We start from the raw sequence: 20,567 nt of genomic DNA, 5'->3' as shown, positions 1-20,567 counted from the left end.
AAGCAGAACATGAGCAACGCCGTCGCACCCCTCAAGGCACTGTCCGACGAAGGCGTTTCCATCTGGCTGGACGACCTGTCCCGCACCCGCATCGAGTCCGGCAACCTCGCCGAGCTCATCGCGGACAGCCACGTCGTGGGCGTCACGACGAACCCCTCGATCTTCCAGGCCGCCATCGGCAAGGGCGAGGGCTACGAGGAGCAGCTCGCCGACCTGGCCGTCCGCAAGGTCACCGTCGACGAGGCCGTCCGCATGATGACGACGCAGGACGTGCGCGCCGCCGCCGACATCCTGCGCCCCGTGTACGACGCCACGCAGGGCCGTGACGGCCGCGTGTCGATCGAGGTCGACCCGCGCCTCGCCCACAACACCGAGGCCACCATCGCCGAGGCCAAGCAGCTCGCCTGGCTCGTCGACCGCCCCAACGTGATGATCAAGATCCCGGCCACCCTCGCGGGCCTCCCGGCGATCACCGAGGTCATCGGCCTCGGTATCAGCGTGAACGTCACGCTGATCTTCTCCCTCGACCGCTACCAGGCCGTCATGGACGCCTACCTGGCCGGCCTGGAGAAGGCCCACGAGCGCGGCCTCGACCTCTCCTCGATCCACTCGGTCGCCTCGTTCTTCGTGTCGCGCGTCGACGCCGAGATCGACAAGCGCCTCGACAAGATCGGCACGGACGCCGCCAAGGACGCCAAGGGCAAGGCCGCCCTCGCCAACGCCCGTCTCGCCTACGAGGCGTACGAGCAGGTCTTCGCCTCCGAGCGCGCCACCAAGCTGGAGGCGGCCGGCGCCAACAAGCAGCGCCCGCTGTGGGCCTCCACCGGCGTCAAGGACCCCGCGTACAAGGACACCCTGTACGTCGACGAGCTGGTCGCGACCGGCACCGTCAACACGATGCCCGAGGGCACCCTCAAGGCCACCGCCGACCACGGCGAGATCACCGGCGACACCATCACCGGGCGTTACGAGCAGGCGCGCGCCGAGCTGAAGGCCGTCGACGCGCTCGGCATCTCGCTCGACGAGGTCACCCAGCAGCTCGAGGACGAGGCCGTCGCCAAGTTCGAGATCGCCTGGAACGACCTGCTCGCCACCGTCTCCTCCCGCCTGACGGAGGCTGAGGCCAAGTGAGCGTCACCGCTCAGGACTGGCGGAACCCGCTGAGGGACCCCCGCGACCGCCGCCTCCCGCGCGTCGCGGGCCCCTCCGGGCTCGTCATCTTCGGCGTCACCGGCGACCTGTCCCGCAAGAAGCTGATGCCCGCCGTCTACGACCTCGCCAACCGCGGCCTCCTCCCGCCGGGCTTCTCGCTCCTCGGCTTCGCACGGCGTGAGTGGGAGGACCAGGACTTCGCGCAGGTCGTCCACGACTCGGTCAAGCAGCACGCCCGCACCCCCTTCCGCGAGGAGGTCTGGCAGCAGCTCGCCGAGGGCATGCGCTTCATCCCCGGCGACTTCGACGACGACACCGCGTTCTCGCAACTGCGCAGCGCCGTCGACGAGTTGGACGAGAAGCGCGGCACCAGCGGCAATTACGCGTTCTACCTCTCCGTACCGCCGAAGTTCTTCCCCAAGGTCGTGCAGCAGCTCAAGAAGCACGGCCTCGCGGACGGCCCCGAGGGCTCCTGGCGGCGCGCCGTCATCGAGAAGCCGTTCGGCCACGACATGGACTCGGCGCGCGAGCTGAACAGCATCGTGCACGACGTGTTCTCGCCCGAGCAGGTCTTCCGCATCGACCACTACCTCGGCAAGGAGACCGTCCAGAACATCCTGGCGCTCCGCTTCGCCAACCAGATGTACGAGCCCATCTGGAACCGTTCGTACGTCGACCACGTGCAGATCACGATGGCCGAGGACATCGGCATCGGCGGCCGGGCCGGCTACTACGACGGCATCGGCGCCGCCCGCGACGTCATCCAGAACCACCTCCTCCAGCTGCTCGCCCTCACGGCGATGGAGGAGCCGGCCTCGTTCGACGCCGAGTCCCTGGTCAACGAGAAGCTCAAGGTCCTCAAGTCGGTGCGGTTGCCGAAGGACCTCGCCAAGGAGACCGTCCGCGCGCAGTACGCGCCGGGCTGGCAGGGCGGCGAGAAGGTCCGCGGCTACCTCCAGGAAGACGGCATCGACCGCCAGTCGAAGACCGACACGTACGCCGCCGTGAAGCTGGAGATCGACAACCGACGCTGGGCGGGCGTCCCGTTCTATCTGCGCACCGGAAAGCGCCTCGGCCGCCGCGTCACCGAGATCGCCGTCGTCTTCCAGCGCGCCCCGCACTCCCCGTTCGACCACACTGCTACGGAAGAGCTCGGCCAGAACGCCGTCGTCATCCGCGTCCAGCCGGACGAGGGCATGACGGTGCGCTTCGGATCCAAGGTGCCGGGTACGTCGATGGAGATCCGCGACGTGTCCATGGACTTCGCCTACGGCGAGTCGTTCACCGAGTCCAGCCCGGAAGCGTACGAGCGGCTGATCCTGGACGTGTTGCTGGGCGACGCCAACCTCTTCCCCCGTACGGAAGAGGTCGAGGAGTCCTGGCGCATCCTCGACCCCATCGAGGAGCACTGGGACAAGGTCGGCAGGCCCGCCCAGTACGCCTCGGGCAGCTGGGGCCCGAAGGAAGCGGACGAGATGCTCGCACGAGACGGACGGAGCTGGCGCAGGCCATGAGGATCGACCTGACCGACACCACGGCAAGCAAGATCAACAAGGCGCTCGTCGAGGGGCGCCGGGCCATCGGGACGCCCGCCGTGGGCATGGTCCTGACGATGGTCATCGTCACGGACGAGGAGAACGCCTACGACTCGATCAAGGCGGCCGAGGAGGCGTCCCGCGAGCACCCCTCGCGCACCCTCGTCGTCATCCGGCGCACCAACCGGCTGCCGCGCGACCGCCACGGCAACCGGCTCGACGCCGAGGTCCGGGTCGGCTCCGAGGCCGGCACCGGCGAGACCGTAGTCCTGCGCCTGTACGGCGAGACCGGCAAGCACGCCGACTCCGTCGTCCTGCCGCTGCTGCTTCCCGACGCCCCGGTCGTCGTGTGGTGGCCGGTCGACGCGCCCGACGTCCCCGCCAAGGACCCGCTCGGCGCCCTCGCCGCCCGCCGCATCACCGACGCGTACGCCGTCGAGGACCCGGTCGCGGCCCTCGCCCAGCGCTCCAGGTCCTACGCCCCCGGCGACACCGACCTCGCCTGGACCCGCCTCACCCCGTGGCGCTCCATGCTGGCCGCCGCCCTCGACCAGGCCCGCGCCGACATCGTCTCCGCGGCCGTCGAGTCCGAGGCCGACAACCCCAGCGCCGAACTGCTCGCCCGCTGGCTCGGCGCCCGCCTCGGCGTCAAGGTCGAGCGCGTCACCACCGACGGCCCGGTCGTCACCGCCGTACGCCTCGGTACCCCCGGCGGCGAGATCCGCATCGACCGCCCCGACGGCCCGCTCGCCACGCTGACCCTCCCCGGCCAGCCCGAGCGCACCCTCGCCCTGAAGGTCCGCTCCACCGCCGAGCTGATCGCGGAGGAGCTCCGCCGCCTCGACGCCGACGAGATGTACGCCGTGGCCCTGCAGGCAGCCGACCACGGCACAGTCACCAAGGAGTCCGTTCAACATGCCTGACAGCAACCCCCTCCTCACCCGCCGCCCGCAGTGGACGGCCCTTGAGGACCACCGTGCGAAGTTCAACGGCACGCACCTGCGCGACCTGTTCGCGAAGGACTCCGCGCGCGCCGAGCGCTACGTGCTCTCCGTCGGTGACCTGCACATCGACTACTCCAAGCACCTGATCACGGACGAGACCCTCGCCCTCCTCCAGGAACTCGCCACCGCCACCGACGTGTTCGGGCAGCGCGACGCCATGTTCCGCGGCGAGAAGATCAACACGACCGAGGACCGCGCCGTCCTGCACACGGCCCTGCGCGCCCCGGCCGACGCCGTGGTCGAGGTCGACGGCGAGAACGTCGTGCCGAAGGTCCACGAAGTCCTCGACCGGATGGCCGTCTTCGCCGACTCCGTGCGTACGGGGGAGTGGACCGGCCACACCGGCAAGCGGATCCGCAACGTCGTCAACGTCGGCATCGGCGGCTCCGACCTCGGCCCGGCGATGGCGTACGAGGCGCTGCGGCCCTTCACCGCCCGCGACCTCACCCTCCGCTTCGTGTCGAACGTCGACGGCGCCGACCTGCACGAGGCCGTCCGCGACCTCGACCCGGCCGAGACGCTGTTCATCATCGCGTCCAAGACCTTCACGACGATCGAGACGATCACCAACGCGAAGGCGGCGCGCGAATGGCTGCTGTCTTCGCTGGGTGACTCGGCGGCGGTCGCGAAGCACTTCGTCGCCCTGTCGACGAACGCCGAGAAGGTGTCGGAATTCGGCATCGACACGGCCAACATGTTCGCGTTCTGGGACTGGGTCGGCGGCCGCTACTCCTTCGACTCGGCCATCGGCCTCTCGCTGATGATCGCCATCGGCCCGGACCGCTTCCGCGAACTGCTCGACGGCTTCCGCCTCGTCGACGACCACTTCCGCACGGCACCGGCCGAGGCCAACGCCCCGCTGCTGCTCGGCCTGTTGGGCGTCTGGTACGGCAACTTCCACGGCGCGCAGTCGCACGCGGTCCTCCCGTACAGCCACTACCTGTCCAAGTTCACTGCGTACCTCCAGCAGCTGGACATGGAGTCCAACGGCAAGTCCGTGGACCGCGAGGGCCGGGGCGTGGAGTGGCAGACCGGCCCGGTCGTCTGGGGCACCCCGGGGACCAACGGCCAGCACGCCTACTACCAACTCATCCACCAGGGCACGAAGTTGATCCCGGCGGACCTCATCGGCTTCGCCAAGCCGGTCGACGAGCTGTCGGACACCCTCGCGGGCCAGCACGACCTGCTGATGGCGAACCTGTTCGCGCAGGGCCAGGCGCTCGCCTTCGGCAAGACGCCGGAGGAGGTGCGCGCCGAGGGCGTGGCGGAGGACCTGGTCCCGCACAAGACGTTCAAGGGCAACCACCCGACGACGACGATCCTCGCGAAGGAGCTCACCCCGTCGGTCCTCGGCCAGCTCATCGCCCTCTACGAGCAGAAGGTCTTCGTCCAGGGCGCCATCTGGAACATCGACTCCTTCGACCAGTGGGGCGTCGAACTCGGCAAGGTCCTCGCCAAGCGCGTCGAGCCGGCCCTGACGGAGGGCGCGGAGGTCCCCGGCCTCGACGCGTCGACGCGGTCCCTGGTCGACACGTACCGCAGCCTGCGCGACCGCACCTAGTCCTGTCCTACTCCTGCCCTACTCCTGTCCTACTCCTGCCCTACTCCTGTCCTACTCCTACGCAGCCCCAACTAGCACTGAAGGTAAGTGAACTGACATGCAGCTCGGTCTCATCGGTCTCGGCAAGATGGGCGGCAACATGCGCGAGCGCATCCGCCGCGCGGGCCACGAGGTCATCGGCTACGACCGCAACCCCGAGGTCTCCGATGTCGCCTCCCTCGCCGAACTGGTCGAGAAGCTCGAAGGCCCGCGCGTGGTCTGGGTGATGGTCCCGGCGGGCGCCGCCACCCAGTCGACGGTCGACGAGCTCGGCGGTCTCCTCTCCGAGGGCGACATCGTCGTCGACGGCGGCAACTCCCGCTGGACGGACGACGAGAAGCACGCCGAGGAGCTCGCCGCCAAGGGCATCGGCTTCGTCGACGCCGGTGTCTCCGGCGGCGTCTGGGGCCTGGAGAACGGCTACGCCCTCATGGTCGGCGGCTCCGAGGAGAACGTCGCGCGCGTCAAGCCGGTCTTCGACGCCCTCAAGCCCGAGGGCGACTACGGCTACGTCCACGCGGGCAAGGTCGGCGCCGGTCACTTCTCCAAGATGGTCCACAACGGCATCGAGTACGCGATGATGCAGGCCTACGCCGAGGGCTGGGAGCTCCTGGAGGCCGTGGACTCCGTGGACAACGTCCGCGAGGTCTTCCGTTCCTGGCAGGAGGGCACGGTCATCCGCTCCTGGCTGCTCGACCTCGCCGTCAACGCCCTCGACGAGGACACCCACCTCGACAAGCTGCGCGGCTTCGCGGCGGACTCCGGCGAGGGCCGCTGGACCGTGGAAGCGGCCATCGACAACGCGGTGCCGCTGCCCGCGATCACGGCCTCCCTCTTCGCGCGCTTCTCCTCCCGGCAGGAGGACTCGCCGCAGATGAAGATGATCGCGGCGCTGCGCAACCAGTTCGGCGGCCACGCGGTCGAATCCGCCAAGTAACCCTCCGGGGACCGGGGGGTACCCCCACCCCGGCCGAGCGGGCCCACCTCGACCACGGGGTGGGCCCGCTCGGCGTACGACGACGCGGCCGACCGCCCCACGCCTCGGACCCTGGCTTTCCCGACCCCGCTCCTACGCCTCGGGCCCTGGCTTGCCGGGCCCCGCTCCCACGCCTCGGACACGGGTTTGCCCCACGCCTCGGGCCCTGGCCTGCCCGGCCCCGCTCCCACGCCTCGGGGCTCCGCCCCGGACCCCGCTGCTCAATCGCCGCAGGGGCTCGAATGACCCACCCGTGGTGCCCGCGTCGCCTGCCGCGCTCCGCCCATCTCCCTCCCACCCGCCCCCTCCGGGGGCGTCGGCCCGACGGGGTGCCGCACCCGCCTCGGGCAATCCGCCGCCCACCCCGGCTCCCCACCCGTTGCGGCCGACGCCACGCGCCTTGTGTCACCTGCCGTCAGCCCCGGCTCCCCACCCGTTGCGGTAGGCCGCACCCGCCTTGGGCAATCTGCCGCCTAGGGCGGCAGGGTGGGCAAGGCGGCCCCCGGTGCGGCGTGTCAGGGAGGCGGGGTCCGGCCCCGGTCGGGCCTGGCGCACGCCGGTGCCGCACCGCAGGAACGTGGGGCCGAGCCCCGGTCGATGTCACGGCCCCGGTGTCGCACCGCAGGTCCCCGGTCGACGTCACGGCCCCGGTGCCGCACCGCAGGTACCCCCGCCGCAGCGCAACGAAAGACCCGGCCCCGCTACCCGACGCCCCGCCACACCTTCGCGTCGAGGGTCACGTTCTTGCCCTCCGTCTTGCCCTGGAGCGTCAGCAGCCCCACGTCCCCAGACGCGCTGACCACACACATCCGCTGCCCCACCGGCAGGTTGTACACCCACTGGAAGTCCTGGGACCCCGGCGCCGCACGGCACGCGTCGAGCGTGCTCGGCTGCCCGGCGTCGAGCAGCGCGAGCGTGGCCCCGGACGCGCTGCCCGGCGCGAGCTGCGCCCCGTCGCTGAACACGGAGTACGTGAGGTCCCCGTTCGAACCTCCCTCACCCGCCTTCGGCCCCAACGGATCGTCCGACAGGGACAGCTCCTGGCCGTCCGTCAGGACCATGCCGGGATACGTCGACGGATCCGGTGCCTCCGACGTCGGCGGCGCACTCGTGGTGGGTGCCTCGGGAGAGGCCGCCCCGCCGTCGGGCGCACCCGAAGGCGCGGGACGCGCGGCCGACTTGGTGGGCTTCGGCGCCTTCGAGGCGCTCGGCGACGCGGACTTGGACGCGGAAGCCGACTTCGACGCGGACCCCGTCACCTCCGGCGAGCGGGCGGCGACCGGCTTCTCGGCCTTGTCGTCCCGGGTGCCCCCACCCGGCACGAGCCACAGCGCGACCCCCGCACCGCACGCGACGAGCGCGACCCCGACGGCCGCGAGCAGCCACCCACGGGACCGCTTCCGCGGCGCCGTCGTACTCACGGCCGCGGTCTCCGCGCCCGCGGGCGAAGCCGGAGCCGGGGCCGGGGCCTGCGGCTGACGCCCCATGACGTAGGGATCGGGCAACGCGGCGGGGGAGCCGGGTACATCGGGTGCGGTCGGCGGATGATCCTGCCCGCCCTGCCGGCCCTGCCCGTCCTCCCCGAAGCCCTCCGGCGGGCCGAACACCCCACCGGACCCGGACCCGGAGCCGGACCCGGAGTCGGCGCCCCCGGCACTCCCCGGCGGCGTAGAAAGCCCCGTCGGCTCCGCCCCCGCCACCCGCGCCCCCTCGGCCCGCGCCGCGATCCCCTCGGCGAGCTCCCCCGGGAGCCACGCGTCCGTCGCGGGCCCCGGTCCGCCGGGCTGTGCCTCGCGTATGACCTGGACCGTCTCGATGACCTCCCGTACGGTCGGCCGGTCCTCGGCGGTCTTGCTGAGGCAGCGGGATATCAACTCCCGCAGCTCGTCCGGGACTTCGGAGAGATCCGGCTCCTCGTGCACGACCCGGTAAAGCACCGCGTGCGGCTCGCCCTCCCCGTACGCGGTGGAACCGGTCGCGGCGAACACCGCGGTCTGCCCGAGCGCGAACACATCGGCCGACCCGCTCGCCGAACCGCCGAGCACCTGCTCCGGAGCCATGTACGCGACCGTGCCCACGGCCGCCCCGCTGCGCGTCACGGACGTCGCGTCGGCCGCCCGCGCCACCCCGAAGTCGATGACGCGCGGCCCGTCGGAGGCAAGGAGTACGTTCGACGGCTTCAGGTCGCGGTGCACGATGCCCGCGTCGTGCACCGCCTGCAACGCCTCCGCGATCCCCGCCGTCATCCGCAGCACCGTGTCCACGGGCAGCGGCCCGTGCTCGCGCACCGCTTCGGCGAGCGAGGGCCCGGGCACGTACGCCGTCGCGCACCACGGATCCGAACCCTCCGTGTCGTGGTCGACGACCGGCGCCGTGTAGAGCCCGTGCACCTTGCTGGCCGCGGCGACCTCCGTACGGAATCTGCGACGGAACTCGGGATCCTCGGCCAGCTCGGGTCTGATCACCTTGACCGCGACGGCCCGGCCGCCCGGCGTGTGTGACAGATAGACACGTCCCATTCCGCCGGCACCGAGCCGCGCGACCAGGCGGTATCCGCCCGCCGTCCGCGGATCCTTGTCGTCCAGCGGACGGAACTGACTGCTGCCGGGCTCCCTGTTCGCCCACACGTCCCGCTGCACCCCCATGTTGCGTCGAGGGTCCATTGCATCACGTGACGCAAAGCACCTCACCGGCGCGTCGCTTGAACGATCGTCAATACGCGTACGCGCCGGTGGGGTGCGGGCCGCTGCCCCGGTCCGGGGTTCCGCTGCCCCGGTCCGGGGTCAGCCCTTCTTGGCGTGGATCCGCGTGCGCGTCTCCTCCGCCTGCTTCTGGACCCGCTTCTGCACCTGCGCCGGCACCCCCTTGTCCTTGAAGACACGGGTCATCCGGCCGAGGACCTGGTCGGCCCGGTGGAGGTCGCCCTCCTTGGCGTGCACCCGGGCCAGCCGGCGCATGGCGGCGTTGAGCGTCATGTTGTTGAGCCCCGCGTCACCGGTCGAGGCGTCGATGGCGGCGGTGAGCTGCGAGACGCTCTCCTTGATGTCGGGCCTGCGCACCTCGATCCGGCCGGAGTGCACACGCTGGAAGTCGCGGCCCGCGTTGGCGCCCCTGGCAAGGCGCGCGTACACGGCCAGCGGGTGCGAGCCGAACCGCTCGACGACCTCGCGGAGCGCGTTGTCGCCCGCCGAGAGTTGCGGCGCGTCCGAGCCGAGGAGGGCGAGGAGCGTGCCCTGCTGGTCGCCGATGAGCAGCTCGCCGACCTGCTGGTCGGTGCGGTCCACGGGCTGCCTGACCAGCACCGTGCGCGGCTGCGACACCACCCGGGAGCCGTCCGCCGCCTGGTACACGGCGACGATCCGGTAGCGGCCGGGCTCGCTGAAGTACAGGCCCTCGGCGCCGAAGCCGAGATACACGGTGTCGTAGATCGCCGGGTCCGCCGCCGTGAGCCTCGTCGTCGCCTCCGGCCCGTGGTGGCCGGAGCAGATGCGCGTCATGGGCCGGAACGGCCGGGAGCGCCCCGACGGGTCGGTGATCGCGAAGGCCACGCGCTCGCCCTTCGGGCTGAGGTCGGTGGCGACGGTGACATCGCCGCGGGTGCGGACGAGCTTGATGTCCGCCATGACGGGCTCGCCGTACCCGAACGCCTGCTTGCCGCCCAGTTCCAGGCGCAGCCCCGACTCGTCGGTGACGGGCAGCGAGAACGCCTCACCGCCGCTCAGCTCAAGGGCGGCGTTGATGGTCCAGTTGTCGCCGCCGGGGACGATGTACCGGTAGAAGCCGTGCCGCAGATGGCGCAGCTCGTCGTCGGAGAACTGGAAGGGGAACGCCTTCCAGAACGCCTCCGAGCCGTTGCCCGCCGAACTCCGGTAGTTCTGCGGGTAGTTCATCCAGGACAGCTCGCCGTACCCGTTCTCGGGACCCAGCGGCGCGGGCGGGCTCGCCAGGTTCTTCTGCCAGGAGTGCAGCATGTTGAACGCGTGCCCCAGCTCATGGACGTACGTGTGCAGCTCTACGTTGCTGCCGACCAGGCCGTAGGCCTCAAGGGCCTTGTAGAACACGGCCATGCCCTGGCGGTGGGATCCCATCTGGTCGAACATGATGCCGCCGACCGCGTCCTGGAGGTACTTGGTCGCCACGAAGGTCCACAGCTTCCACTGCGGTACGTCGCGCTGGAGGCTGAAGTTGGCGACCATGGCGGCGTGCAGCTCGGCCTCGGACCAGCGCAGATCCTCGCCCGAGCTGTCGTTCGCGACATTCGTGGTCCCGGCGACCCGCATCTCGACGCCCGCCTCCGCGAACGCCGACGACACCGATATCCGGCGGTCGCGGTAGCCGGGCGGGGTGTCCGCCGACGCGGTGTCGTAGTCGACGAAGTTCGCCGTGCCGGACATCGTGTCGGTCTCGAAGTCGACCGTGCGGAACGCCGAGGCCTCCCACGTGAGCTGCCACTGGTCGCCCTCCGTCCAGGCGGGGACGGCGAGGATCAGATCCGCCTTGCCCGCCGTCTGCCCGGCCGCCACGCGCGGAATGACCACCTGGATGTCCGTGCGGTTCGACGGATTCGCGAACTGCACGCCGCCGGTCTGGTTCAACTGGACCCGCGTCTGGGACAGATACACGCGCAGCGCGTTCGCACGGAAGGAGTTCGTGTACGTGACGGTGTCGCCGCTCTTGGTGAACACATCGCCACTGGCCACGCACAGCGCCCGGTCACCCTCGAAGTCGAGCCGCAGCTCGACCCTGGTGGTGGCGGTGTCCATGACGTAGCGACCGCTGAACGGCCGGTACGGAGTGAGGTACTTGGCGGGCAGCTTGCCGAGCCCGGCGAAGAGGGTGGAGAGCTTGCCGGTCTTCTCGACGCCGCTGCTCCAGTTCAGGATCAGCCCGTCCTCGCCCTTGACGAGCAGCGTGCGGCGCGCCCCCGAGGCATCGGGCAGCGCCACCACGTGGTCGAGGTCGCCGCGGAAGCCGACCGGGAGGCTCGCCCAGCCGGCCGCGCCGGTGGCCTCCGGGCCCTCGGTGATCAGGCACTCGCGCTCCACCCCTGTGCTCCAGTTCAGGGTCAGCACGCGCGAGCCCTTGAAGAAGTACGTACGCCACTTGCTGTCCGCCGAGTTGGGCGCCTGGAGCAGGGCGTCGAGCCCGGAGCGGTAGCGCACCGGCAGGGCCGTGCCCCAGTTCCCGATCTGCGACCACGCGGCCTCGGTGCCGGTGCCCTTGTCCCAGTCGTACTGAAGCGCCCGGTCGCCGTGGAACAGCATCGTCTGCCACGCCGTGCCGTCGCTGGGCAGCTGGAGCACGCCGTCGCTGTACCAGTTGAAGTTCTGGTACGCGCCGATGCCCCGCAGCTTCCCTCCGGCCACGGAGGCCCAATTGCCGTCCTCCACCAGGCCGCTCTCACTGATCACCGCGGTGTCGGTGCTGCGCAGGAACAGCGCCTGCCAGGTCGCTTGCGGATATGCGAACGCGCCCGCGAACCCGGTCGTCTTGTGACGCATGAATGCCATGGTGCTCTCCTTTTTGCCGGGGCATGGGCGAATTGCCCGGCACGGGGGAGCGTGGCACTGAGCCGGAAGTTCCGGGAGGTCGGAAACCGGCCAGCAACAACGAAAAACGCAGGTCATGACTGTGAAGTCATAACCTGCGTCTGACGGTTGCCTATTGAAGTGTCCGAGGGGGGACTTGAACCCCCACGCCCGATAAAGGGCACTAGCACCTCAAGCTAGCGCGTCTGCCATTCCGCCACCCGGACTAGGTGTCTGCCGCTCTGTGCGGGGTGTTCCCCGCAGCGACACAGAGAACATTACCAGGGATTCGCAGTGCCCCGATCACACCCCTGTCACCCGCGGGAGAGAGGATGAGAGGCATCCACGGCCACAGGTCACAGAGGTCAGAGAGGAAGCAGCGTGAGCGAGCCGAGTACGGGCAGGGCGGTCTCCGGGCAGGACGAGGTCGTCGACCTCTGCCGCGAACTGATCCAGATCGACACCAGCAACTACGGCGACCACTCGGGTCCCGGCGAGCGCAAGGCCGCCGAGTGGACGGCGGAGAAGCTCGCCGAGGTCGGCCTCGAACCGCAGATCTTCGAGTCGCACCCCGGCCGCGCCTCCACGGTCGCCCGCATCGAGGGCGAGGACCCCTCAAGGCCCGCCCTCCTCATCCACGGCCACACCGACGTCGTCCCCGCCAACGCGGCGGACTGGACGCACCACCCGTTCTCCGGCGAGATCGCCGACGGCTGCGTCTGGGGCCGCGGCGCCGTCGACATGAAGGACATGGACGCGATGACCCTCGCGGTCGTCCGCGACCGGCTGCGCAGCGGCCGCAAGCCCCCGCGCGACATCGTCCTCGCCTTCCTCGCCGACGAGGAGGCCGGCGGCGTGTTCGGCGCCCGCCATCTGGTCCGCAACCACCCGGATCTGTTCGAGGGCGTCACCGAGGCGATCAGCGAGGTCGGCGGCTTCTCCTTCACCGTGAACGAGCAGCGCAGGCTCTACCTCGTCCAGACGGCCGAGAAGGGCATGCACTGGATGAAGCTGAGCGTGGCCGGCACCGCGGGGCACGGCTCGATGATCCATCGGGACAACGCGATCACCGAACTGTCCGAGGCCGTCGCCCGCCTCGGCCGCCACCAGTTCCCGGTCCGCGTCACCAAGACGACGCGCGCCTTCCTCGACGAACTCGGCGACGCCCTCGGCACCGAGCTCGACCCGGAGAACATGGAGGGGACCATCGCCAAGCTCGGCGGCATCGCCAAGCTGATCGGCGCCACCCTCTCCAACACCGCCAACCCCACTCAGCTGGGCGCCGGTTACAAGGTCAACGTGATCCCCGGCGAGGCCACCGCGGGCGTCGACGGCCGCTTCCTGCCCGGCCACGAGGACGAGTTCCTCGCCGACCTCGACCGGATCCTCGGCCCCAAGGTCAAGCGCGAGGACGTGCACGCCGACAAGGCCGTCGAGACCACCTTCGACGGGGCGCTCGTCGACGCCATGAAGACCTCCATCGAGGCCGAGGACCCGATCGGCAAGGCCATCCCGTACATGCTCTCCGGCGGCACCGACGCCAAGTCCTTCGTGGAGCTCGGCATCCGCAACTTCGGCTTCGCGCCGCTGCAGCTGCCGCCCGAGCTGCACTTCGCCGGCATGTTCCACGGGGTCGACGAGCGGGTGCCGGTGGACGGCCTCAAGTTCGGCGTGCGGGTCCTGGACCGCTTCATCGACGCGTCCTGAGCCTCCCGACGTCAACCCGACACCGGGGCGCAATCGTCCGCACGTGCGCACTTGACTGAAAAGAGTGAAAGGGAGCGGGCGCTCGTAGCCCCATCAGTTTCTCCTCGTTACAGGTGGTGCAGTCCGCGGCTGGGACTGCATTGCCAACAAGGAGGAATAATGATCAAGAAGGTCGTCGCCGCTGCGGCTGCCACTGGTGGTCTGGTTCTCGCGGGTGCGGGCATGGCCGTCGCCGACTCCGGTGCTCAGGGTGCTGCCACGCAGTCCCCGGGCGTCGTTTCGGGCAACGTCATTCAGGCGCCTGTTCACGTCCCGGTGAACGTGTGCGGCAACACGATCTCCGTGATCGGGCTGCTGAACCCCGCCTTCGGTAACACCTGCACCAACGACTGACGTTGTTGTGCCTCACCCCTTGAGGGTTTGAGCCCACGGCCCCGGAGTGCGCGCCATGCACTCCGGGGCCGCCGGGTTGTCCAAGGCTCCAGGACAAGACTTCTAAGGCAAGGCAGGGAAACCTATGCGACAGGTCATGCGCAAGGGCCTGATCACCGTGGCGGCCGCGTCCGGTGTGCTCGCCGCGACCGGCGGCTACGCGCACGCGGACTCCGGTGCGGACGGCAGCTCCTCGGACTCGCCGGGCGTCCTGTCCGGCAACTCCGTCGAGGCGCCCGTGGACGTACCGGTGAACGTCTGCGGCAACACCATCAACGTCGTCGGACTGCTCAACCCGGCGTCCGGCAACGGCTGCGACAGCGGCTCGGACGACGGCGGCGGCAAGGAGAAGGCCGCCGAGCGGTCCTCGGGCGACAGCGCGCAGGCCTCCGGGCAGAGCAGCGACTCGCCCGGCGTCGGCTCCGGCAACCATGTGTCGGCTCCGGTGCACGTCCCGGTGAACGTGTGCGGCGACTCCATCGGCGTCGGCTCGATCGGCAACGCGACGAGCGGCAACGGCTGCTCCGACGAGGGCGGTGGGAGCAGCGTCGGCACGCCGCCGCCGAGCTCCGACACTCCGTCGAACCCGACCACCCCGCCCACGCGCAGCGGTCACATGCCCAACGAACCGGGGACGCAGACCGTCGCCATGCCCGAGGGCGAGTCCCAGCTCGGGCAGACCGGTAGCCCGAGGGCGACCGGCGAGCTCGCGGAGACCGGCAGCTCGATGCCGATCGGCGCGGCCGTCCCGATGGCCGGAGGCGCGCTGCTCGCGGGTGCGCTGCTGTACCGGAAGGCGAACGCGGCGTCGTGACGTCGGGCGGTACGCGGCTGTGATGTCAGGCGGTACGAAACGGAGCGGGCCCCGGGGACGGGGCCCGCTCCGTTTTCGTCTTCTCTCTCGCCCTGCCCTCGTCAGGTCACCATGTGGCCCGTACCTGGCGGATGATCCGTCGGCGCAGCCGCACGCGGCGACTGCCGTCGCGGCGCAGGCTCAATCGGTCCAACTCCCAGTGTCCGTACTCGGCATGGTCCGTCAGCAGACGCGTCGCCTCCTTACGGGATACCCCGCGAGGTACGTACACGTCGACAAATTCGTATTCCGGCATCGCATCTATTGTGCGGGCAGCGGCCCGGTACGGATAGCGTCTGCACTATGTCTGATGCTGCGCAGCCCACCGCTGCCGAGGTACGCGCCGCCGCCGAGGCGGTCAAGGCAGCGCTCGACGCCCACTTGGCGGCGGTCGAGCGCCGGTCGGGAGAGGACGACCCGGCCGTCTACGAAGCGTTCAACGAACTCGCCGCCGCGGCCGAGGAGTACGACGAGCTCCTCTACGACCGCTACGACGAGGTCACCCCCTTCGAGATCCCCGGCGGCGAGGACTCGCTGCCGCCGTACGCGGGGCCCGAGGAACCGAACGCGTTGAGCGTGCTGATCCGACGCGACTACGCCGTGGTCGAGCCGCAGCGTCTGCTGGCGCAGGCCGGGAGGGTCGCCGACCTGGACGCGGACGCGGACGTGGACGCGGATTCGGAGTCCGTGAACGGGGCGGGGAGCAGTGTGCACGCGGCGCTCGGCGTGCTCTTCGGTGAGTTCGAGCCCGACGAGATCGCTTCCCGGCACAAGGAGTTCGGTCTTGAGGAGGGGGACTCCACGCTCTGGGTCACGGCGTCGGACGAGCCGGCGGATCCGGGGGACTGGCTGGAGGGGCCCTTCGAGCAGGTGGATCCGCAGCGGGTGGTGTGTCGGTTCGATGTGAGTGCGGTGTTCGACGACGAGGACGGCGCCGCCGACTTCGACGAGCCGCTGGAGGAGGCCGACCGCTAACCGCTCCGGGGCGGGCCGGTCCTCTTCCCACGCCACGGGTGGGTCCCGCCACACCGGGGTTGCGGTTGCGGGGCTCCGCCCCGGGCCCCGCTGCTCAATCGCCGCAGGGGCTTGAAATGGCGCGCTGCACCGGGGCTGCGGCCTCCCGTAACGCCCATCCACGCTCGTCCTGCCCCATACACCCGCCTCATCTCCCACCACCCGCCCCGCCTTGGGCGGCAGCGTGGGCGAGGCGGGGCGCGGTGGGTGCGGGACTGTGGGCGTCGGTCAGGGGGTGGGGATCTGGGGGCGGATCAGGGTGCGTAGGCGGGTGGTGCGGGGTTTCGCGGCGATGTCGGAGACGGCGCGGGGGAGGGCCGTGTCCGCGCCGTGGACCACCGAGAGGTGGCGCTCGCCGCGGCCGAACGCCGTGTACACCCAGGGACGGCTGAGCGTCTGCGTGGCGTCGCCCGGGAGTACGACCACGGCCGCGGGCCATCGGATGCCCACGGCCTGATGACCGGTGATCGCCCATCCGTGGCGGACCGCGCCCCGGTCCACCTGCTCCTTCGGTACGTGCACGGGCGCCCCGTCACAGTCGAGCCGCAGCCCCTCCGCGTCGGCCCCGGCCACCGTCCCGGGCCGGATCCGCCCGCGCCCGGTCACGTACACCACCCGGTCCCCGGGGTCGAAGCCCCCGAACTTGCCCGGCCCCGGGTTGAGCCGCTCCTTCAGGGCTACGTTCAACGCCCGCGTCCCCGCCGCACCGCCGTGCCCCGGCGTGATGACCTGCGTCTGCTCGGCCGGCACCCCGATCGCCCGCGGCACCGAGTCCGCGACGAGCTGCACGGTCCGGTGGATCGCCTCTGCCGGTTCCTGTACCGGAACGATCACGACTTCCTTGCCGGGGGCCTCCACCTGGTTCAGCTCACCGATGCCGATTCCCGACACCAGCTCGCCGATCGGGCCGAAGTCCGGCGTCCGGGAGGCTACGCGCGGGCAGACGGCGGCCGCCGCGACATCCGCGAAGACCCGGCCGGGGCCCGCCGACCACAGCGTCCCCGGGTCCCCGCTGAGCACGACACCCGTCCCGTCGGCGAGCAGCTCCACGAGCATCGCGGCGTCGGCCACGTCCAACTGCGGCGCGTCCAGGACGACCAGGAGGTCAAGGGCGAACGCCCCGTCCTGGTCCAGGCCGGGGCCCTCCGTCTGCGCCAGCAGCCCCGCGACGGTCGCCGTGGCGCTCTCCGGCGCGTCGGCGCCGAGGAGCTCGGCGGCCCGGCGCCGGCCGTCCGCGCTGTGCGCGGCGACGCACACCCGCAGCCCCAGCCTCCCGGCCGCCTCCGCCGCGGCGACGGGCTCGGCGCGGGCCGCCTCCCCGCCGGTGTGCAGTACGAGGCGGTGGGCGGCGATCGCCCTGATCAGCTCGGCGGTGCTGCCGCGCGCGGCGTCGGCGGCTCCCTCAAGGCCCTGGGCCTCGGTCGAACTGCCTTCCTTGGGCGCGGCGTTGATCAGTCGGGCGAGGCCGTCGGCGAGGCTCTCCTCGGCGAGCGCGTACCGTTCGAGCCCGACCAGGACGCGTACAGGACGCTCGGCTTCCTCTTCCTCGCTGTCGGCTTCGGCCTCATCGGCGGCGGTCGGTGCGGGCGCGTCCTCCAGCGGGTCCTGGAAGATCAGCGCGTCGCCCTCCGCGACGGCGCTCTGCACGGCTTCCTCCGGATCCGGCACCCCGCGCTTGCCGAGCGCCTCGGCGAGCACCGGCAGGTCGAGGGCCGTGTGCCCGGCGTCCGCGGCCTGGTCGAGCAGCCATACGGTGACCGCGCGGCCCCGGCGCTCGTCGTCGGGACCGGTCTCCGCGCCGAGCAGCGCCCGCGCGAACCCGTCGGCCTGCTCGGGCCGCACCCCGGCGACCCGCAGCAACAGCCATGGGTCCGCCCGCAGTTGCTCGCCCGCGCCCTCGCCGAGGGTCGCGGCGGTCGCGGCGGCGAGCGACTCGGGCGCGCCGCCCTCGGTGAGCACGCCCCGCACCGCGGAGACGGTGTCCGGGTCGGGCCCCGCCTGCGGGGCGGCCTGCGGCGTGCGTACGGGCTCGGTGGCGGGCGCGGCCTCCCGCCGCGGCTCGGGTTCCGGGCGCGCGAGCGCGGGGGCGGCGGCCGGCTTCTCCCCGCTCTCCACCGCGCGTACGGCGGCCATCAGGTCGGCGGCCGTCCCGCTCAGCTTGCCGCCGGCGTCGATCGGCGCCTCCTTGGCGGCCTTGCGCGCGGCGATTCGCTCCCGCAACTCCCGCTGCGCCGCCAATTCGGCTTCCGCCTCGGACAGCTCACCGGCGTCCTGCGCGGCATCACCCTTCTCGCCGGTGGCGTCACCCTCATCAGTGGCCCCGGCCTCATCGGTGGCCCCGGCCTCATCGGTGGCCCCGGCCTCATCGGTGGCCCCGGCCTCATCGGTAGCCTCGGCCTCACCGGTCGCCTCGGCCCCATCGGTGGCCTCCGCCGGGTCGGGCGCACCGTCGAGGTGCTCCGTGTCCGGCCCGGCGTCGGGGCGGGCCCCTGACTCGTTCTCCGCGGCAGCGGACTCCGTACTCACAACGTGCTCCAGTCCTGATCGGGATAGCGGTGCACGGGCGCCGACACATCGTCGAGCGCCTGGCAGATCTCGTCAGGAAGACTAAGGGCCTCCACTGACAATGCCTCCGTGAGCTGCTGTGTCGTCCGCGCGCCGACGATCGGCGCGGCCACTCCCGGCCGGTCCCTGACCCACGCGAGAGCGACCTGCAGCGGCGTCACCGCCAGCCCGTCCGCCGCTATGGCGACCGCGTCCACGATGTGTGTCGCCGGCTCGTCGAGGTACGGCGCGACGAACGGCGCCATGTGGTCGGAGCCGCCGCGTGAGTTCGTGGGGGTGCCCGTGCGGTACTTGCCGGTGAGGACGCCGCGGCCGAGCGGCGAGGAGGGCAGCAGGCCGATGCCCAGGTCGAGCGCCGCCGGCAGCACCTCGCGCTCCACGCCCCGTTGCAGCAGCGAGTACTCCATCTGCGTGCTGGCGAGCCGGGTGCGCGCCCCGGGCGCGGCCAGCTGCCACGTACCGGCCTTCGCGAGCTGCCAGCCGCAGAAGTTCGAGACGCCCGCGTAGCGCGCCCGCCCGCTGCTGACGGCGATGTCGAGGGCCTGGAGCGTCTCCTCCAGCGGGGTGTCGGGGTCGTAGGCGTGCACCTGCCACAGGTCGACGTGGTCCGTGCCGAGGCGGGCGAGGGAGGCGTCCAGGGCCGCGAGGAGATGGCCGCGGGAGCCGTCGAAGCGGCGGTCGGGGTCGGGGACGCTGCCCGCCTTCGTGGCGATGACCAGGTCGCGGCGCGGCACCAGGCCCTCCACCAGCTTGCCGAGCAGATACTCCGCCTCTCCGTCCCCGTACACGTCCGCCGTGTCGACGAGCGTGCCGCCCGCCTCCCAGAACGCCTTCAACAGGTCGGCGGCGTCGTGTTCGTCGGTGTCCCGGCCCCACATGAGGGTGCCGAGCCCGATCCGGGACACACGAAGGCCGGTGCGGCCGAGATGCCTCTGCTCCATGGGCGCTGAGGTTACTGGCCGAAGGTCAAGAACGGGGCCCCTGTGGATATCTGTCGCCGGGGTCGCCGGGTTAGGGTGCCGGGCGAGGAACCTTACCGATGGGTAATTCACCGGACACGGCACGGCGTTAAGGGGATGTGGTCAATGAAGCTCGGCATCAACCTCGGCTACTGGGGCGCGGGAATGGACGCGGACAACCTCGCCGTAGCGAAGGAGGCCGATCAGCTCGGTTACGCGGTGTGCTGGGCCGCCGAGGCCTACGGTTCCGACGCCGCCACCGTCCTCGCGTACGTCGCCGCGCAGACGGAGCGGATCGACGTCGGCTCGGCCATCTTCCAGATCCCGGCCCGCCAGCCCACGATGACGGCGATGACGGCCGCGACCCTCGACTCGCTGTCCGGGGGCCGCTTCCGGCTCGGCCTCGGTGTGTCGGGGCCGCAGGTCTCCGAGGGCTGGTACGGCGTCAAGTTCGACAAGCCGCTGGCCCGCACGCGCGAGTACGTCGACATCATCCGTAAGGCGATGAGCCGGGAGCGGGTCTCCCATGAGGGCGCGCACTGGACGCTGCCGCTGCCGGGCGGCCCCGGCAAGCCGCTGAAGCTGATCGTGCACCCGGAGCGCGAGCGGATCCCGCTCTACATCGCCGCGATCGGCCCGAAGAACCTGGAGCAGACCGGCGAGATCGCCGACGGCGCCCTGCTGATCTTCCCGGCGGCCGAGCACCTGGAGGAGACCGCGCTCCAGCACATCCGCGCGGGCCGCGAGAAGGTCGGCAAGACGATGGAGGACTTCGACGTCTGCCCGACGGTTCCGCTCGCGCTTGGCGGGGACGACGAGGCCTCCGTGAGCGCGCTCGCCGACATGTTCCGTCCGTACACCGCCCTCTACGTAGGCGGCATGGGCAGCCGTAAGCAGAACTTCTACAACCAGCTCGCGCAGCGCATGGGCTACGAGAAGGAGGCCGCGGAGATCCAGGACAAGTACCTGGACGGCGACAAGGAGGGCGCCGCCGCGGCCGTTCCGCAGCAGCTCATCGACTCCACGACGCTGCTCGGTTCCGTGGACCGGATCGCCGACCGGATGCGGGCCTACGCCGAGGCCGGTGTCACCACGCTGACCATCAACCCGGCCGGGCTCACCCTGGACGACCGGCTCGCCTCGCTGCGCGCGGGCACGGAGGCCATGGAGCGCGCCGGACTCGCGTAAGCGATCCGAGGGAGGGATTTCTGCGGCCGTGGTGGGGGCTCGGGGGGTCTTCCC

At 71.3% G+C, this 20,567-nt stretch carries 15 protein-coding genes and 1 tRNA gene; 10 read left to right on the top strand and 6 right to left on the bottom strand.

Going from position 1 to position 20,567, the window contains the following annotated elements; genetic code table 11:
* Positions 1 to 9 precede the first annotated feature (9 nt).
* The 5 genes from tal to gnd all read left to right on the top strand — a co-directional run bounded on the left by tal (position 10) and on the right by gnd (position 6,228).
* On the top strand, positions 10 to 1,131 hold the full coding sequence (gene tal, locus RBJ65_RS37715; protein WP_306319296.1) for a transaldolase: 1,122 nt from the start codon (positions 10 to 12) through the stop codon (positions 1,129 to 1,131).
* Positions 1,128 to 2,666 carry a glucose-6-phosphate dehydrogenase gene (gene zwf, locus RBJ65_RS37710; RefSeq protein WP_306319295.1) on the top strand — a complete coding sequence of 513 codons (1,539 nt, stop codon included), beginning with the start codon at positions 1,128 to 1,130 and terminating at the stop codon, positions 2,664 to 2,666. The genes tal and zwf overlap by 4 nt, the downstream gene beginning before the upstream one ends.
* Positions 2,663 to 3,610 carry a glucose-6-phosphate dehydrogenase assembly protein OpcA gene (opcA, locus tag RBJ65_RS37705; RefSeq protein WP_306319294.1) on the top strand — a complete coding sequence of 316 codons (948 nt, stop codon included), beginning with the start codon at positions 2,663 to 2,665 and terminating at the stop codon, positions 3,608 to 3,610. The genes zwf and opcA overlap by 4 nt, the downstream gene beginning before the upstream one ends.
* Positions 3,603 to 5,252 carry a glucose-6-phosphate isomerase gene (gene pgi, locus RBJ65_RS37700; RefSeq protein WP_306319293.1) on the top strand — a complete coding sequence of 550 codons (1,650 nt, stop codon included), beginning with the start codon at positions 3,603 to 3,605 and terminating at the stop codon, positions 5,250 to 5,252. Before opcA ends, pgi begins: the two co-directional genes overlap by 8 nt.
* A gap of 97 nt (positions 5,253 to 5,349) precedes the next feature.
* The gene (gnd, locus tag RBJ65_RS37695) at positions 5,350 to 6,228 is read left to right on the top strand and encodes a phosphogluconate dehydrogenase (NAD(+)-dependent, decarboxylating) (protein ID WP_306319292.1); all 879 of its coding nucleotides are present in this window, start codon (positions 5,350 to 5,352) and stop codon (positions 6,226 to 6,228) included.
* A 740-nt stretch (positions 6,229 to 6,968) separates the two neighbouring features.
* On the opposite strand, the gene RBJ65_RS37690 is transcribed toward gnd, so the two are convergent.
* From RBJ65_RS37690 to RBJ65_RS37680, 3 genes are all read right to left on the bottom strand, one after another.
* Positions 6,969 to 8,930: a serine/threonine-protein kinase gene (locus tag RBJ65_RS37690; RefSeq protein ID WP_306319291.1), complete on the bottom strand. Its 1,962-nt coding sequence runs from the start codon at positions 8,928 to 8,930 to the stop codon at positions 6,969 to 6,971.
* A 120-nt stretch (positions 8,931 to 9,050) separates the two neighbouring features.
* Entirely contained in the window at positions 9,051 to 11,777 is a 2,727-nt protein-coding gene (locus RBJ65_RS37685; RefSeq protein ID WP_306319290.1) for a hypothetical protein, read from the bottom strand.
* Between the two features lie 160 nt (positions 11,778 to 11,937).
* Positions 11,938 to 12,022, bottom strand: a tRNA-Leu gene (locus RBJ65_RS37680).
* Positions 12,023 to 12,176: 154 nt separating this feature from the next.
* On the opposite strand from RBJ65_RS37680, the gene RBJ65_RS37675 reads away from it, so the two are divergent.
* From RBJ65_RS37675 to RBJ65_RS37665, 3 genes are all read left to right on the top strand, one after another.
* Positions 12,177 to 13,502 (top strand): M20/M25/M40 family metallo-hydrolase, encoded by a 1,326-nt coding sequence (locus RBJ65_RS37675; protein WP_306319289.1) that lies wholly within the window; start codon positions 12,177 to 12,179, stop codon positions 13,500 to 13,502.
* A 159-nt stretch (positions 13,503 to 13,661) separates the two neighbouring features.
* Entirely contained in the window at positions 13,662 to 13,895 is a 234-nt protein-coding gene (gene chpH / locus RBJ65_RS37670; RefSeq protein WP_306319288.1) for a chaplin ChpH, read from the top strand.
* A gap of 124 nt (positions 13,896 to 14,019) precedes the next feature.
* On the top strand, positions 14,020 to 14,748 hold the full coding sequence (locus RBJ65_RS37665) for a chaplin (RefSeq protein WP_306319287.1): 729 nt from the start codon (positions 14,020 to 14,022) through the stop codon (positions 14,746 to 14,748).
* Positions 14,749 to 14,854: 106 nt separating this feature from the next.
* On the opposite strand, the gene RBJ65_RS37660 is transcribed toward RBJ65_RS37665, so the two are convergent.
* Positions 14,855 to 15,043, bottom strand: coding sequence for a DUF5703 family protein (locus RBJ65_RS37660; protein ID WP_018535088.1), 189 nt, complete (start codon positions 15,041 to 15,043; stop codon positions 14,855 to 14,857).
* A 47-nt stretch (positions 15,044 to 15,090) separates the two neighbouring features.
* Between RBJ65_RS37660 and RBJ65_RS37655 the strand changes: the two genes are divergently transcribed.
* Positions 15,091 to 15,762: a hypothetical protein gene (locus RBJ65_RS37655; protein ID WP_306319286.1), complete on the top strand. Its 672-nt coding sequence runs from the start codon at positions 15,091 to 15,093 to the stop codon at positions 15,760 to 15,762.
* Positions 15,763 to 16,029: 267 nt separating this feature from the next.
* Here RBJ65_RS37655 and RBJ65_RS37650 read toward each other — a convergent pair whose 3' ends face one another.
* Both RBJ65_RS37650 and RBJ65_RS37645 read right to left on the bottom strand, forming a co-directional pair.
* Positions 16,030 to 18,327: a helix-hairpin-helix domain-containing protein gene (locus RBJ65_RS37650; protein WP_306319285.1), complete on the bottom strand. Its 2,298-nt coding sequence runs from the start codon at positions 18,325 to 18,327 to the stop codon at positions 16,030 to 16,032.
* A complete protein-coding gene (locus RBJ65_RS37645) occupies positions 18,324 to 19,307 on the bottom strand; it encodes an aldo/keto reductase (protein ID WP_306319284.1) in 984 nt (327 codons plus the stop codon). Before RBJ65_RS37645 ends, RBJ65_RS37650 begins: the two co-directional genes overlap by 4 nt.
* Positions 19,308 to 19,451: 144 nt before the next feature.
* Here RBJ65_RS37645 and RBJ65_RS37640 point away from each other — a divergent pair, with 144 nt between their 5' ends.
* Complete coding sequence (locus tag RBJ65_RS37640) at positions 19,452 to 20,513, top strand: LLM class F420-dependent oxidoreductase (protein WP_306319283.1); 1,062 nt, start codon at positions 19,452 to 19,454, stop codon at positions 20,511 to 20,513.
* Positions 20,514 to 20,567: the final 54 nt, after the last annotated feature.

Source organism: Streptomyces sp. KL109B, from assembly GCF_030766935.1.
Taxonomy (GTDB): Bacteria; Actinomycetota; Actinomycetes; order Streptomycetales; family Streptomycetaceae; genus Streptomyces.
The sequence above is the reverse complement of the archived record's forward strand: the minus strand, read 5'-3'. Positions and strand labels throughout refer to the sequence as shown.

Excerpts from the sequence above, each read along its gene's own strand:
- tal (WP_306319296.1), top strand. The coding sequence starts at position 10 with ATGAGCAACGCCGTCGCACCCCTCAAGGCACTGTCCGACGAAGGCGTT.
- opcA (WP_306319294.1), top strand. The coding sequence starts at position 2,663 with ATGAGGATCGACCTGACCGACACCACGGCAAGCAAGATCAACAAGGCG.
- pgi (WP_306319293.1), top strand. The coding sequence starts at position 3,603 with ATGCCTGACAGCAACCCCCTCCTCACCCGCCGCCCGCAGTGGACGGCC.
- gnd (WP_306319292.1), top strand. The coding sequence starts at position 5,350 with ATGCAGCTCGGTCTCATCGGTCTCGGCAAGATGGGCGGCAACATGCGC.
- RBJ65_RS37690 (WP_306319291.1), bottom strand. The coding sequence starts at position 8,930 with ATGGACCCTCGACGCAACATGGGGGTGCAGCGGGACGTGTGGGCGAAC.
- RBJ65_RS37685 (WP_306319290.1), bottom strand. The coding sequence starts at position 11,777 with ATGGCATTCATGCGTCACAAGACGACCGGGTTCGCGGGCGCGTTCGCA.
- chpH (WP_306319288.1), top strand. The coding sequence starts at position 13,662 with ATGATCAAGAAGGTCGTCGCCGCTGCGGCTGCCACTGGTGGTCTGGTT.
- RBJ65_RS37665 (WP_306319287.1), top strand. The coding sequence starts at position 14,020 with ATGCGACAGGTCATGCGCAAGGGCCTGATCACCGTGGCGGCCGCGTCC.
- RBJ65_RS37660 (WP_018535088.1), bottom strand. The coding sequence starts at position 15,043 with ATGCCGGAATACGAATTTGTCGACGTGTACGTACCTCGCGGGGTATCC.
- RBJ65_RS37655 (WP_306319286.1), top strand. The coding sequence starts at position 15,091 with ATGTCTGATGCTGCGCAGCCCACCGCTGCCGAGGTACGCGCCGCCGCC.
- RBJ65_RS37645 (WP_306319284.1), bottom strand. The coding sequence starts at position 19,307 with ATGGAGCAGAGGCATCTCGGCCGCACCGGCCTTCGTGTGTCCCGGATC.
- RBJ65_RS37640 (WP_306319283.1), top strand. The coding sequence starts at position 19,452 with ATGAAGCTCGGCATCAACCTCGGCTACTGGGGCGCGGGAATGGACGCG.